The sequence below is a fragment of the Cyclobacterium amurskyense genome (assembly GCF_001050135.1).
GTDB lineage: Bacteria > Bacteroidota > Bacteroidia > Cytophagales > Cyclobacteriaceae > Cyclobacterium > Cyclobacterium amurskyense.
Genome location: NZ_CP012040.1, coordinates 3,792,179 through 3,808,559, shown reverse-complemented (window position 1 = coordinate 3,808,559; position 16,381 = coordinate 3,792,179). Strand labels below are relative to the sequence as shown.

Genomic DNA, 16,381 nt, shown 5'->3' with positions numbered 1-16,381 from the left:
ATATTATTATTGAAATATAAACTTTTAAAGTCAATTATTTAACATTTCAACGATCTTTTTACTTTGAAATTTTGAAGTACTTAGTTCTATATAATGTAATTAATACCTCACTGTTTTCCTTTCTAAGCACAATCAGACTGAAATTTACTATTAATCAAATGATTACAACAGAAAAACGATTCAAATTTAACTTAACATCATAATTATTTCCATTATTCAAACCCCTAAAAAAACTATTATTTACTTGTTAAACCCGAAATATGCAATAGACATTCTATTACGTGCTGAAATCGCTTTAAAATACCCAATCGTTGCTGTTTTCAATTTCACCTTATCGGTGCTTTGCTATAATCTCCAAAAAGACTGATTGTCTTGCGATTGCAACACTTCCCGTAAACACGGGACAGGCTTCACCCCTGACAGTCAGGGCGGAGAAATTCTATTACATAATCCGGGTTAAATCATGAATGGATGGGCCACTGAATATCTCTGTTGTAGCTTAATCTTAACTTATATGAGATCGATTATTTGAAGCAATTTATATGCTGCATCTAGAAATAAAGATTGCCTTTAGCCGGTTTATAATTTGAAAGAGTTAATTGATAGTTGCTGCTATCATTGGAAATTAATTCTTTTGGTAAATCATGAATAACACGCTATGAAAAACCCATAAACAGAAATTAAAAATTTAATTTCAATACACCTACAATGCATAAAAGTAAGTCTTTTGCCTATTCCAAATAAAAAATAAGAACCCCTCCAAAACAACGGTAGGGATTCTTATTAATAGTTATTGCAATTATTTTTTATAAATAACAGAAGTGTTTAACTGACCATCCGTATCTAAGTACCAATCTAAATAAGATCTTCCTCCAGATTTTGCCCAATCAGAAAACCTGCTGTAGGCCTTTGTGAAATCCACCTTTTCCTGTGTGTAAGGAATACTTTTTGGGATATGAAGTGCCCAGTTAAATCCTTTTTCACTTAGGAAATACTTACCATCCATTGTAGAACTAATATCATCTCCAGTTTTAAACAAATCCTTATCCATCAAATCGGTAGGTTGTTTGTTCATCAGGTGGACTTCCCTACCTCTTTCCTGATTAATAATCATAAATGGATTATAAGGGGCAGCACCCAAATCAGCCTTCTGTATGGCTTCTTCGAACACTATTTTGACTCGAATGGTATCTTCCTCCTGATGAGGGTTATCCGTTGATACATTGGCGAGAAAAGGTAACTTATCATTGACATCATCAATAATGATTACAGTTGCTAAATTCTGCCCTTGCTCTACCCCATTTGATAGGGTTTTGATTTTACCTGTTTTCAATCTGTTACCTTCTACACTCAATACCTGATCTGCAGAAACAGGTAGTTGAATACCAAAACCATTTCGGTATCCCGCTCCAGTGGCACGAACCACTGTAGTCAGCTGAATCTCCTTTATGTGGTTTTTTGCATTTGATATTTCATTGACATTGTAGTCGATTACCAAATCATTCATGTCGTAATCACCAAAGCTTGGCCAAAGATCTTCAAACAACAAGGTCCCAAAGGTATTGGGTCCTGGAGAATAATTATTGAAGGCCCTTTCAGCATCTTCAGGATAAGCATCTTCATTGTCCGCCACACCATCTTTGTCATTGTCCTTTTCACTGGTATCAATAGGAACGTAGTCAGATACATCCACACTTGTGATAGGGTTCCATGAAGCATAAAACAACACATCATTAAAATCATGATCACAATCTCGATAATCCCTACGAATATCTTCCCAAGACAGTAAAAGTACTCGTGCTGTAGCATCGTATAAAAATGCCATTTGGTCTCTTACAGCGGTATTTTTATTGTCTGTATTTAAATCTTTATCCGCATAAAAAATACCATTCCCATTAGATACATTATTTCTTTGCCAACCATTAGAAATCAAAAACCAACCGATATAAGTATCCTTTTCAAAGGCACCGTCCTTTGGCCCATTCAACTTCACTTTATCGCCAGAACTTAATATTCCTGCCTGAGCATTGGGGAAAATGATCGTTTTATTTTTGATATCAGCTGCAGTTTTTGGCGCTTCCCCTTTTTTATAATAATAGTAACCAATCGAATTCCTATAGGACCCACCTGTATGCACATAGGTAACCCAAACTTCAGCATCTTCACTTACAAACAATTCACGTTCATACTTTTCTTCCAAAACTTTTGGATTGTGCTTTCTTACGTCTGATTGCTCGGGAAGGCTTGTATTGATATTCTTAAGGAGCTGGGTGGTGATTTTGTCTGGAGTTAATAAGTAATTTGGTTTACCTTGACTATTCCATGAACCTAGGGTAAGGAAATCCTCATTGGTTGATGCTATTCTGGCATTGGTATTCCCCTCCTCACTTTCATAATAATCATCTGGTAATATGCTTGGGTTTGCTGCGGAGTATGCATAAGTAGCTTGAGTACCCGTCAAAGGGATTATAGCTACCGGCTCTACCCCAATATAATCGGAACGAACCCATAACTCTTCCAAATAACCCGGAATGTCTATAAAGGTGGTGGCAGTCCCTTGCTCATTTAGCCGGACTGTTTGCAATAACTCTCCACCTTTTAGGGGGTTATTGTCATAAATTTTATAAACGACAAAGGGAATAGGGTTGTCGTCACGGTTTGTTGCCGATAAGTTAAATGTGACTTTTTTGGTAGTGGAAAAATCAAAACCGGATGGAAGCTCCATACCAAGATAGCCCTCTTTGGTTCCTGAATTAACTAGTTCATCATTTGGATCACAGGCAGTAAGGGACACCACTAATCCCAAGATCAGTAATAAGCTGTTGTTTTTCATAATATAAAAAAAAAGTTAAAATAAAAATCACTCTTAATGAGTACGGCAAAGGTAATAATAAAAAATCTGTTGCACTTGTATTTTTATTAATGGAATCCTATCTACACTTTAAGAAAAAACTAAATAAGCCCTATATATAGGTGTAAATAACAATTTAACCTGTATATAATAGTTTTTTCTATATATATAAATTTATTTAAAAATCTTTCTCATTTAACTTATTAAACACAGCCTGTTTCAGGTTTCCCTTAGCCCTTTCTTGAATATTTGACAAGTTAAAATCCAGGTCTGGCAGCTTAATTACTTCATCAAAACCAGCTTCATCAGCTTCATCACCTGAAGTAATTAACCATATTTTTTTGCCTTTTTTGTGTGCCAGTTGCAGTAGCTCAAAACTTCCTTTACCATGGGCAGATTGGCTGTCATACCTCCCCTCTCCAGTTACAATCAAATCTGCTGAATCAATCATTTTTTCCATCTCTATTTTCTCAAAGAAAAAATGCGCCCCTTGGGCTATTTCTGTCGGAAAAAAGGCACTTAACCCTAGCGCAATACCGCCCGCAGCACCAAAACTAGGCTGATCATCAATTGTTTTTTTACTCGCTTTCTCAAATAGCTCATAAACTTTTTTGGAGGCATCTACAAACAATTTTTGGTCATCTGCTTTCAAGCCCTTCTGAGGACCAAAAACAGGAATAGCTCCATTGTCCCCAAAAAAAGGATTGCTCACATCACACAAGCAAGTAAACGAAATTGAAGGGAGATTGCCATTAAATCTTATATGGGCAATCTTTTGCAGGAAGTAAGGACTAAATGGGGCCAATTCATCACCTTTCTCATCAAGGAAGATTATACCTAATGCAGCCAATATTCCAATCCCCATGTCTACTGTAGCACTACCTCCCAATCCCAATACAATGTTTTTAGCCCCCTTTGAAATGGCTTCTTTTATTAATTCACCAGTTCCATAAGAACTACTTACCCATGGATTCAACTCATCTGATGCAAGCCATTTGACACCTGAAACTGTAGAAACATCTAGATAGGCTGTTTCCGAAATTGGATCATATCCAAAAAACCCATCCCTAGCTCTCCCTATAGGGTCACATACCTGTTCGTGAAACTTCATCAAACCTAAATGCTGAATTAGCAGATAACAGGTTCCATCACCCCCATCGGCTATAGGGGCAGTCTTTACAACGCTCCCTTTATCCTCTGCCTGTATCAGGTTTTGGATGATTTTAGCGGCCTCATCAGCTTCAATGCTTCCTTTAAATGCATTAGGTGCTATTAACCAATTCATTGATTGTCCTGGGTTTTCATTCTTCTAAAATAGTCTTTTGTCGCTGCTATGACCTTTGGTGAAAGATAAATAGCAGAGATCATTGTCGGGAATGCCATGATGGCATACATGCCATCCACAAAACTCATCACCACACTAAGGGAAGTAACGGCCCCTACAACGATAGTGATCAAATAGAAATAATTATAATAATTCGCTTTATCTGCCCCAAATAAATAATTAAAACATTTGTGACCATAATAAGAATAGGTGAACATGGTAGATAGCGCAAACACGAGCACTGCTACCACCAAAATATACTTACCTATTCCTGGTAATCCTTTTTCAAAAGCAGACAAAGTAAGTAAAACACCATCTTGCTCCCCTGTTTTCCAAACACCTGTGACCATGATCACCAAAGCAGTAAGGGTACAAACCACAATGGTATCTATAAACGGCCCCAGCATAGCGATCAACCCTTCTCTTACTGGCTCACTGGTTTTTGATGCACCATGAACCATGGGTGCTGTCCCGATACCAGCCTCATTTGAAAACGCCGCTCTACGGGCACCTGTAATAATCACTTGTCCTACAGCCCCTCCTAAAACGGCTTTGCCTGTGAAGGCATCTTCAATAATATACCACAACATTTCTGGGATTTCACCCATATTCTTATACAATATAACAAATACACCCAAGAAATACATGGTCACCATAAAAGGAACAAGCCTTGAAGCTACTTTTGCTATTCTTTGAATCCCTCCAAGTATAACTATCGCTACCAATAGCATCATGGTAATGCCAATAATCCAACGGGTAGACTGCCCATGATCTAACCCCATAGGCCGCAACATTACCACACGTAACACTTCTGTCAACTGGTTGGCTTGGAAGATGGCCAATAAACCCATAATACCTGCAACACAAAAAATAATGGAAAGAAAGCGCCATTTTTTACCCATACCTTCTTCAATTACATACATTGGTCCCCCCTGAACATGTCCAGAGGAATCTTTACCCCTATACATGATTGCTAAAGTACAAGTGAAGAATTTTGTAGCCATGCCCACAAATGCAGATATCCACATCCAAAAAATAGCGCCAGGTCCACCTGTACCTATGGCCAATGCTACTCCACTTATATTTCCCAGACCAACAGTAGCCGCAATCGCTGAAGATAAAGCCTGTAAGGAGGTAATGTCCCCCTTTGCATTTGGATCATCGTATTTCCCTCCCACGACTTTCATCGCATGCCTTAATCCTCTAAAAGGAATAAAACCAGAATAAACCAACATGAAAAACCCTCCGCCCATCAAAAGAAGCAATAAGGGTGTACCCCAGATCCAATTACTAAATGCGATAATTAACTCTCCCAAATGTGATATAATTTTTAACTTTAAACTCGATATAGCCAAAAGCCCATCTTTTACATTGAAAAATCAATTGCAAAAACCAGGCTAAATAATTGTCATTAATTGTACAAAGTAATCAATAAATCCTTAAATACCCCTGACCAACTTCGATAAATGAATTTTCATAGTTAGTCTATTTAATGAATCTTTCTAATTTTGCATTTATTACCTAATTCTAAAAGAAAATGAACCATAAAACCAACACCATCGTCATCAAGATAGGCTCCAATGTACTAACCATGGAAGATGGTAGTCCAGACCTAATCAGAATGGCAAAACTGGTTGATCAAATGGTCTTTCTTTTAGGGAAAGGGTTGAAAGTGGTATTGGTAACTTCAGGAGCGGTAGCTTTTGGGAGAAAATCTCTGCCCCTTATTCCTAAGACTGATGCCATATCTAAAAAACAAGTTTGGGCTTCTATCGGTCAGATTGAACTGATCCGTCGCTACAAGGAATTGTTCTCTAAACATGGACATCCTATCGCACAATTAATGGTAACCAAGGAAGATTTTCGGGACAGGACGCATTACCTCAACATGAAAAATTGTCTGGATGGCTTATTGAAAAACAATGTGGTACCGGTCATTAATGAAAATGATGCCGTTGCTGTAACAGAACTAATGTTTACCGATAATGATGAGTTGGCAGGACTGGTGGCCGCAATGATTGATGCTGATAGCCTGATTTTACTTACCAATGTAGATGGCATATACAAAGGCCACCCTTCAGATCCTTCCTCTGAGTTGATCACTTTTGTAGGACAGAAAATGCCGGATTTAAGTCAATATATCTCCACCCATAAATCCTCATTCGGACGTGGTGGAATGCTCACAAAAATGACCATGGCAAAAAAATCCGCTAACCTTGGAATTGAAGTTGCGATTGCCAATGGAAAGAAGGATGAGGTGCTAATCGCATACTTTAATAAGGAGCTAAAATGCACTTATTTTGAACCGGGTAAAATTAAGGATAACCATAAAAAATGGATCGCTCACAGTGACAACTACTCTAAAGGAGAAGTTACCATCAATGAGGGTGCTCAAAAAGCATTGTTATCGGATAAAATCACCAGTTTATTGCCTGTAGGTATCCTCTCAATCAAAGGGAATTTTCTCAAAGGAGATATCATCCGAATTGTAGATCCAGAAGGAACAAGGCTTGGACTAGGAAGAGCTGAATACAATGCAAATACGGCTCATGAAAAAATTGGCCTCAGTGGTCAAAAACCATTGGTACATTATGATTACCTTTATATTTCTGAATTAAACTGATACCTGTTGGTATAAAAAATATTTCTAATGGACAACCAGGAAAACACCTTTATAAAAACACTGGAAGCAAGCAGAAGCCTCTCTCTTCTATCGGAAGATAAAATCAACAAAATTTTAGATGATTTGGCGATGGCTGCCATAAAATACACTCCAGAAATTCTTGATGCCAATCAGGAAGACTTGGATCGAATGAATCCCAATGATCCAAAATATGACCGCCTTAAGTTGACTGAAGAAAGGTTGGAAGGGATCGCTAGTGACCTTATCAATGTGGCCAAGCTAGACACTCCTCTTGGAGATCTAATTTCTGAAAGAACCCTGGCCAATGGATTAGAATTGAAAAAAATAAGGGTACCTATTGGTGTAATAGGCATTATATACGAGTCCAGACCAAATGTAACATTTGATGTTTTTAGCCTTTGTCTTAAAACAGGTAATGCCTTAATACTTAAAGGAGGTTCGGATGCCTATGCTTCCAACTCATGCATTTTGAATGTTATTCACAAAGTATTGAAGAAAAACAATATCACTACGGATATTGTAAGCCTTCTACCTGCAGGAAGAGAGGCTACCAAAGCCTTGCTACAAGCGGTAGGTTTTGTGGACATGATCATTCCACGAGGAAGCCAAGGGCTTATCGATTATGTTAGAGAAAACTCCAAAGTTCCTGTTATAGAAACAGGGGCAGGTATAGTCCATACTTACTTTGATCAATCAGCAGACCTTCAAAAAGGCACTGAAATATTACTGAATGCCAAAACAAGAAGGGTAAGTGTATGCAATGCACTGGACTGTTTATTGGTACACCAAAGCCGAATCGGTGATTTGGAAGCAATGACCTTGCCACTTGCAAAGAAAGAGGTAGTAATCTATGCAGATGAAAAAGCCCATAAGGAGTTAGAAGGAAAATACCCTAAAAACCTGCTTAAGCATGCTTCCGAAGAACATTTTGGTACAGAATTTCTTTCCATGACAATGTCCCTTAAAGTAGTGGAAGACATAACCGAAGCCTTGGAACACATCGCCAAATACAGTAGCAAACACAGTGAAGCAATCATCGCAGAAAATGAGAAAACAATAGACCATTTTCTGAGAGCTGTGGATGCCGCAGCCGTATATGCCAATGCCTCCACAGCATTTACAGATGGAGCGCAGTTTGGTTTAGGTGCAGAAATAGGTATTAGTACACAAAAGCTTCATGCTAGAGGACCAATGGGCTTAGAAGAAATGACCTCTTATAAGTGGGTAATTAGAGGCAATGGTCAAGTAAGAAATTGATCATTCGCCTCATGGTAATCAATACCCAAATACGTAAATTAAAAGCTTTGTTGCTTTTGACCTCAGTTTGTGTGCAAGTTTAGCAATATGAGCTAAACTTGCACATAGACATAAGTCCTACCCTTTATTTTTGCCTTAACTAGCATTTTTTAGATTTCATTTTCTAATAGACAATCAATAGATTGATATGAGATATTTTTTTAAGAACAATCCAATACTCCTACTTATAAAACATTTATAAATTATGGCCTCAATTTTGTTATATTATAGTGTAGCGTATGTGGGCATAAAGGGATTGCAACTATAAAAATTATTAATTTAGATTTAGCCTACCTATAAAATTCTATCTATGAAACTGATTCAGAAAGAAATATAGTTTGTATTTCTTTCTATAAAGGGATAGAGATTAAACAGCATACGTTTTAATTATATATTAAAATGGAGAATTTTATCGCTTGGGCTTTTGGGACCTCTTCTAATACCAACTCTTTAGGAAATCAATTCCGTCAGAAAAGAATGATTTTCTTTAAAAACCAATTAGATCGCATTCCCAAACCTATAAAGATTTTGGATATTGGGGGTTATGAGGAGTTTTGGATAAATGCTGGCTTAACCGACAGGTCAGGTATTCACATTACAATTCTCAACCTTGAGTCCAGTAAAACAAAGCATAAAAACTTGATCTCAGTAAAAGGGAACGCAACAAATTTGTCCGCATATTCCGATAATTCTTTCGATATTGCTTTTTCCAATTCTGTTATTGAACACCTGTACAACTCTGATCAACAGCTAAAAATGGCATATGAAATAATGAGAGTTGGAAAATATCATTATGTGCAAACGCCCAATAAATATTTTATAATCGAGCCGCATTATTTACTGCCTTATTTCCAGTTTATTCCAAAAAGCATCAGATTTTATATCCTGACAAAAACTAAATTTAGCAGGTTTAAAAAATGGTCTTCAAACGAAGCTCAACAGTACCTCGATGAAATTCTTTTACTGTCAGAAAAAGATATGAAGGAACTGTTTCCTTCCAGTAAGTTAACCAAAGAAAAATTTATGGGAATGACCAAATCCTTCGTCGTTCACAATTTTGAAATTTGATGGATTAAAGATTTAAAAGTTAAAACCATTATATTTTTAAAGCACTCATTTTTTTTATCCTATATAAACCATTAATTGTTAGAATATAAAGTGATGAAATATTTGACTTTCCAAATATACCTTTATATGTTTGTATAAATGCATTTCAAATACATATTTTTGGAACACAGACCAAATTTTACATTAGCACATCGTAATAACCGTTAGTCAGTTTAACTTGAATATAAATAATACTCTACTTGGCTAGGAAAAGAAAATTTCTAAAACAAAACCTTGTTTTGGAAAATTTGGAAGGTGGTACATCTCAAATTTGAAATACTTTTTCTTTTCCAGGATAGCATATAAAAAAGCTAACTCAATTAATTCAGAAAAATTAAAATTATGGTAAGCAAAGAATTTTTGATGGTTAGCAGGGTTATATTGATTTGTTTAGGAGGAATAATTTTAATGGGTTATACTGTCAAAATTGGTGATAAAAGCCCCTCTCCTTCCCTAGGTCCTGCTGTCACCGCCTTGGTTTTAATCAATGCCGATACGGACCAGGATATAGCTATCATAGAGGATAATGATGTATTCAATTTAAAAGAGATAGGAACTTCAAACCTCAACATTCGAGCTGAGGTAGAAGATGGGACAGAAAGTGTAATTTTTGACTACCAAGGAAATACAAATTATAGAACAGAGAATCATCCTGTTTATGCGATCGGAGGAGACAATAGTAACGACTATAATCCATGGATTGCTGAACTAGGGCAAAACACCCTTAGTGTCACAGCCTATTCAGGAGACAATGGTTCGGAGCTCGCAGGGCCATCTCTGACCATAAATTTTGAAATTATAGAAGAAGAAGTAAAAGAAGAGGAAGTAGACTACCCAGCTGTAGTTCGAATCAATAGCGGTGGTCCTGAAATATCTTTTGGCAGTTCAATTTTTATAGCCGACAATTATTTTTCAGGAAATGGAAAACCTTATATTAAAAATAGTCTCTCAGAAATAGCCAATACTACTCAAGATGAAATTTACAAATCAGAACGTAGTACAAACGCAAGTAAACAATCATTCACTTATAATATTCCTGTAACTAATGGTGAATATGAAATTAACTTACACTTTGCTGAAATCTATTGGGGAGCAACAGGTGGAGGTCCCGGGGGATCAGGAAAAAGAATATTTGACGTAACACTTGAAGGCAATAGCATCCTTTCTAATTTTGATATCAATGCAGAAGTACCAGCTATGACTGCTCTGATAAAGACCTTTTCTACTTCTGTAACCGACCAATCAATAGACATAACATTTAGTGCATCCCTGGATCAACCAAAACTTTCTGCAATTGAAATTTTTGGAGAGGGAAGCCTCTTATCAGAACCTGATGAAGTCATCATCGAAAGCCTAAGTTTTATCAATTGCCCTACTGAAACTTTATATGTAGGTGATGTCATTGATTTGAATCTGGAATTCTTCCCTTCCAATACAAGCAATAAAACAGTAGCTTTTACTGCTAGTGATGCAGTTAGGATTGATTATTTAAGTGGAGTGTTAACTGCATTATCTCCTGGAGAAATCGCTGTTACTGCGACCAGTTTAAGCAATGGGGATATTTCAGCTCAATGCATTATCACTGTGTTGGATACTGCAGTCCAAAAAGGACCTTCTGTAAATGCACTTATTTTAGTCAATGCTGATACGGATCAGGATATAGCCATCATAGAAGATAATGATGTATTCAATTTAAAAGAGATAGGAACTTCAAACCTCAACATTAGAGCTGAGGTAGATGAATGGACAGAAAGTGTGATTTTTGATTATCAGGGTAGTACAAATTATAGAACAGAGAACTATCCTGTATACGCCATCGGAGGAGACAATAGTAACGACTATAATCCATGGATTCCTGAACTAGGGCAAAACACCCTTAGTGTCACAGCCTATTCAGGAGACAATGGTTCGGAGCTCGCAGGGCCATCTCTGACCATAAATTTTGAAATTATAGAAGAAGAAGTAAAAGAAGAGGAGGTAGACTACCCAGCTGTAGTTCGAATCAATAGCGGTGGTCCTGAAGTATCTTTTGGCAGTTCAATTTTTATAGCCGACAATTATTTTTCAGGAAATGGAAAACCTTATATTAAAAATAGTCTCTCAGAAATAGCCAATACTACTCAAGATGAAATTTACAAATCAGAACGTAGTACAAACGCAAGTAAACAATCATTCACTTATAATATTCCTGTAACTAATGGTGAATATGAAATTAACTTACACTTTGCTGAAATCTATTGGGGAGCAACAGGTGGAGGTCCCGGGGGATCAGGAAAAAGAATATTTGACGTAACACTTGAAGGCAATAGCATCCTTTCTAATTTTGATATCAATGCGGAAGTACCAGCTATGACTGCTTTGATAAAGACCTTTTCTACTTCTGTAACTGACCAATCAATAGACATAACATTTAGTGCATCCCTGGATCAACCAAAACTTTCTGCAATTGAAATTTTTGGAGAGGGAAGCCTCTTATCAGAACCTGATGAAGTCATCATCGAAAGCCTAAATTTTATCAATTGCCCTACTGAAACTTTATATGTGGGTGATGTCATTGATTTGGATCTGGAATTCTTCCCTTCCAATACAAGCAATAAAACAGTGGCTTTCACCGCTAGTGATGCAGTTGGTATTGATCACTCAAGTGGAGTGTTGACTGCATTATCCCCTGGGGAAATCGTTGTTACTGCGACCAGTTTAAGCAATGGGGATATTACAGACCAATGCATTATCACAGTATTGGATACAGCAACCCAAATAAGCCCTTCTGTAAATGCACTTATTTTAGTGAATGCTGATACTGATGAAGACATTGGCGAAATTAAGGAGGGAGATATTTTTTACTTAGATAATATAGGGACAGCCAATCTAAATATCAGGGCAGATGTGAGTCAAAATACTAAAAGCGTAATTTTTGGTTATCAAGCAAACCCAACTTATAAACTTGTCAACTCACCTCTGTATACAATAGGAGGGATTAGTGGGGACGATTATGAAGCATGGATACCTGATTTAGGAAACAATACTATAGTCGCAACAGCCTATGCTGGAGACAATGGAAGCAATATGTCTGGAGAAGCTTTAAGTATAAATTTTACTATTTTACAAGAAGACGATCCGATAGATGAAAATGAATTTACCTCTGTTGTAAGAATTAATAGTGGTGGTCCAACGGTAATCTATGGAGATTCCCTATACATGGCGGATGAATTTTTTGAAGGAAAAGGAAGCGAATCTGCAGAGGATTTCCTAAAGGATAAAATTCATGGTACTGTTCAGGATGACTTGTATATCTCAGAGCGCAGGGTCACTTCAAACCTGGCATCATTTTCTTACAATATTCCCGTTACAAATGGAAATTACCTTATCAATTTACATTTCGCTGAAATTTATTTTGGAGCCACAAATGGTGGACAAGGAGGTACCGGTAAAAGAATATTTGATGTAATCATAGAGGGAGAAAAAGTTTTAGATAGTTACGACATTAATTCAGTGGTAAGCCCTATGACTGCTGTGATAGAAACTTTTAGTACAAAGGTTACAGACCGATCTCTCGACATCACTTTTAATTCCACCCGAAATCAGGCCAAAGTTTCAGCTATAGAAGTTTTCGGTGATGGTGAATTGACATTTGATCCTACAGCATGTTCATGGAATAATTTAAGCCCATCTAGTTTAAGCAAAACTGAGTCACAAAGTGTTAAAATAAATGACAAATTATACGTCCTTGGAGGTTTTGTGGAGAATCTTGATGTTACCTCCGTGACTGAGATATATGATCCATCGAGCAATACTTGGTCCTACGGAGCACCAATGCCGATTCCTGTTACCCATATGGGGGCAGTAGCAGTAGGTGAAGAAATATGGATATTGGGAGGTTTTGCGGGAGATCATCCCGGCAAGTCAACCGATCTTGTTCAAATTTACAACACCTCTACAGACATTTGGTCTACAGGTCCTCCACTTCCGCTTCCCAGAGCCTCAGGCGGGGCTGCTTATAGTGAGGGCAGGATACATTATTTTGGAGGATTACTTCCAGATAGAATAACCGATGTTGGGGATCATTTTGTCTTTGATTTAAATGATCAAGCAGGAGGTTGGAAAACTTTGGCCCCTCTCCCTGAACCTAGAAACCACCTGGGAGCTGCTGCGGTAAATGGGATCCTTTATGCGATTGGAGGTCAGTTTGGCCATGATGCCGGAGTAGATGACCAAGCATTTTTGCATGCTTATGATCCACAAACTAACAGCTGGACCGAAAAAAATGATTTAAGATCTGATCGTTCCCACTTCGAACCGGGAACTATCGTCCACAACAATAAAATAATAATTGTAGGTGGCCGAAGAGGTAGTTTCATATTCAACGATATTACGGAGTACGATCCAATTACTGATTCATGGTCTGAGCTTTGTCAGCTACCTGCCAGGTTGCTCGCTCCTTCAGCGAAAATTATAGGAGATCAACTTATAGTAGCCAATGGGGGAGACAATGGCACATGTTGCTTACTTGACCAAACGATCTCGATGTCGGTCACACCTGAAGCAAATGCTGAAGTTTTAAGAACCCTATCAGATGCAGACAGGATATCTATCACACCTGAAAATTCAGAAAGCGATGTATCTATGGTTGATGGATTGGAAAACTCCATAACCCTATTTCCTAATCCTATAAATGACCTATTGACGGTAAAAAGCTCTTCTCAAAAACCAATAAATTTAACCCTTATCGCTCCTACAGGAACCGTTTTGATCGAGAAAAAAGAAGTACTGGAATCAACATTTGACACCAGTGAAATTAAACCTGGCCTGTATATTTTGATTGTGAACAATGGCGAAGCTTATAAACGCTTTAGGATAATCAAAAAATAAGTAAGGGCATAGATTCAATTATTATCGGTGTAAATCTTTGTAAATTAACTCCTAATTAAATATTATTTCGCAAAACCTATTTTTAAGTTTTAGACTATATTAATCAGTCTTTAAGCAAATCTTAAGAAAGAAACTGTTAATTTGCTTTATAAGAACCTTTGGTGCAACCTCCAATAATGGGAGGGCTAAAAACTAGCACTTGAATTCTTAAAAGCGTTTTGAGATGAGGATTTTAATAATAGAGGATGAACCTGGAATTTCAGGCTTTTTAAAGCAAGGACTGGAAGAGGAGGCTTATGCTGTGGATATCGCCGACAATGGGAAAATCGGACTGGAAATGGCATTGGAGGGGTATTATGACATTCTTTTGGTGGATTGGATGGTACCAGGATTGAGTGGTATTGAAGTTACCCGGCAATTCAGGAAAGAATTTCCAGTAACCCCTATTTTGTTCATCACAGCCAAAGACACCTCAGATGAAGCCATATTCGCCTTACAAACCGGAGCTAATGATTATATCCGAAAACCATTTAATTTTGAAGAATTACTGGCCCGAATCAGGGTGCAATTGAGACCGCAATCTATTGATCAACTGTGCTTTACTTTAGGCCCTATTAGCTTATACACTGAAAATCACCGGGTAGAATCCAATGGAAAAGAAGTGGTTTTGACCCAAAAGGAATTTGCACTTTTAGAATACCTTCTTCGACATAAAAATAAAGTTTGCAGAAGAAGCAGAATCATAGAAAGTGTATGGGACATCCACTTTGATTATGACACCGGCGTGATCGATGTATTTATTAATTCATTGAGAAAAAAGCTCGGCTTAAGTAAAGACAACAATTACATCCAAACCATAAGAGGCGTAGGATACATGGCCAAGGAAGAATGAACAGGACTTACAAAAACAGGATATCGTTCAAATTAACCATGGCCTCTGCCTTGATGATACTAATTTCATTTATACTTATCTACATGGTGGTAAAATCTACTGTTTTAAATAATGTAGATAATAACCTTGAAAATGAAACGAATAAACATGGCGATCAAATAAAGATTGAAAATGGACAAATAAAATTTGCACACAAAGGAGAATGGGAAGAGGAAGAGCACAATGAAATTAATTTCAATCCCATTTTTATTGAAATAGTTGATAAGGAGGGGAAGTCCATGGACAAATCACCCAATCTGGGTACCAATAACCTAAATTTCAAACCCGGCACTACTTCAGAGAGCCAAGGTTTTAACCTTACCCTAAATGGACAAGAGATAAGGCAAATGCAGGTGGAATTGTTTACCAATAATGAGTTTTCAGGATACCTTTTGCTTGCAACCTCATTTGAAGATTCAAAGCTTTTACTTTCCAATCTAAGCACCATTCTTTTTATACTTTACCCTGTGGTATTGTTGTTCCTTTTTCTAACCCTGAGAAGGCTTGCTTCAAGAAGTATACAGCCTATTATCGATATCACTCAAAAAGCCGAAATAATCACAAAGGACAACTTGAATGAAAGGCTACCTTCCTCCAAGTACAAAGATGAAATCAACAGTCTATCCGTATCTATCAACCACCTTTTAGAGCGGCTAGAAAAAGGAGTCCTGAGGGAAAAGCAATTTACTTCTGATGCTTCCCATGAATTAAGAACCCCACTGGCTATTTTAAAAGGAAATTTTGAGGTATTGATCCGAAAACCAAGACCACAGGAAGAATATGTTGAGAAAATAAAAGATGGTATTGTAATCATAGACAAATTAAATGCAATACTAGATCAATTATTGACCCTAGCAAGACTCCAGAAAAGCCCTTCTGATGGAGATGAAGTAGATTTAAATTTTCTCATAAAGGATCTCTTGGCTTCCGCCAGGGAACAAAACCCAACCCGTGGCATACAGCTGGAAGTCAGGTCTAATAAAAATCTTTATATCAAAGCCAACGAAAAATCTTTGGCCATCATAATTGAGAATCTCATTCAGAATGCACTAAAATATTCCTCGGAAGATCAGGATATAAAATTGATTCTTGAAAAGGGTATGGAGGGCGTTTTTTTACACATTAAAGATTTGGGTATAGGGATTTCTGAAGAGGAACTCACAAAAATTCATCAACCCTTTTTTCGAGGAGAAAGCCATGAACTAGGCCGGATAAATGGTGCAGGCTTAGGGCTTTCTATCGTGAAAAAACTTTGTGATTTTTATAAAATTGGCCTCCTTACTCAAAGTAAAAAAGGAGAAGGCTCAACTTTTTCACTCCTGTTCCCTCCCTCCCTACAACAATCTTAAGGAGTTCTTA

9 protein-coding genes are annotated in these 16,381 nt (G+C 37.3%); 6 read left to right on the top strand and 3 right to left on the bottom strand.

What is annotated here, in order from left to right:
* Nucleotides 1-799: 799 nt before the first annotated feature.
* The 3 genes from CA2015_RS15660 to CA2015_RS15650 all read right to left on the bottom strand — a co-directional run bounded on the left by CA2015_RS15660 (nucleotide 800) and on the right by CA2015_RS15650 (nucleotide 5,491).
* Nucleotides 800-2,833, bottom strand: a complete 2,034-nt coding sequence (locus CA2015_RS15660; protein ID WP_048642743.1) for an LruC domain-containing protein — start codon at nucleotides 2,831-2,833, stop codon at nucleotides 800-802.
* A 196-nt stretch (nucleotides 2,834-3,029) separates the two neighbouring features.
* Nucleotides 3,030-4,136 (bottom strand): glycerate kinase, encoded by a 1,107-nt coding sequence (locus tag CA2015_RS15655; protein ID WP_048642742.1) that lies wholly within the window; start codon nucleotides 4,134-4,136, stop codon nucleotides 3,030-3,032.
* Entirely contained in the window at nucleotides 4,133-5,491 is a 1,359-nt protein-coding gene (locus tag CA2015_RS15650) for an alanine/glycine:cation symporter family protein (protein ID WP_048642741.1), read from the bottom strand. Before CA2015_RS15650 ends, CA2015_RS15655 begins: the two co-directional genes overlap by 4 nt.
* 221 nt (nucleotides 5,492-5,712) lie before the next feature.
* On the opposite strand from CA2015_RS15650, the gene proB reads away from it, so the two are divergent.
* The 6 genes from proB to CA2015_RS15620 all read left to right on the top strand — a co-directional run bounded on the left by proB (nucleotide 5,713) and on the right by CA2015_RS15620 (nucleotide 16,371).
* Complete coding sequence (proB, locus tag CA2015_RS15645) at nucleotides 5,713-6,798, top strand: glutamate 5-kinase (protein ID WP_048642740.1); 1,086 nt, start codon at nucleotides 5,713-5,715, stop codon at nucleotides 6,796-6,798.
* Nucleotides 6,799-6,825: 27 nt separating this feature from the next.
* On the top strand, nucleotides 6,826-8,076 hold the full coding sequence (locus CA2015_RS15640) for a glutamate-5-semialdehyde dehydrogenase (RefSeq protein WP_048642739.1): 1,251 nt from the start codon (nucleotides 6,826-6,828) through the stop codon (nucleotides 8,074-8,076).
* 438 nt (nucleotides 8,077-8,514) lie between these two features.
* Nucleotides 8,515-9,183, top strand: a complete 669-nt coding sequence (locus CA2015_RS15635; protein WP_048642738.1) for a methyltransferase domain-containing protein — start codon at nucleotides 8,515-8,517, stop codon at nucleotides 9,181-9,183.
* Nucleotides 9,184-9,564: 381 nt separating this feature from the next.
* Nucleotides 9,565-14,091 carry a malectin domain-containing carbohydrate-binding protein gene (locus tag CA2015_RS15630; RefSeq protein WP_048642737.1) on the top strand — a complete coding sequence of 1,509 codons (4,527 nt, stop codon included), beginning with the start codon at nucleotides 9,565-9,567 and terminating at the stop codon, nucleotides 14,089-14,091.
* 223 nt (nucleotides 14,092-14,314) lie between these two features.
* Complete coding sequence (locus CA2015_RS15625; RefSeq protein ID WP_048642736.1) at nucleotides 14,315-14,983, top strand: response regulator transcription factor; 669 nt, start codon at nucleotides 14,315-14,317, stop codon at nucleotides 14,981-14,983.
* The gene (locus CA2015_RS15620) at nucleotides 14,980-16,371 is read left to right on the top strand and encodes a sensor histidine kinase (RefSeq protein ID WP_240477815.1); all 1,392 of its coding nucleotides are present in this window, start codon (nucleotides 14,980-14,982) and stop codon (nucleotides 16,369-16,371) included. Before CA2015_RS15625 ends, CA2015_RS15620 begins: the two co-directional genes overlap by 4 nt.
* Nucleotides 16,372-16,381 lie beyond the last annotated feature (10 nt).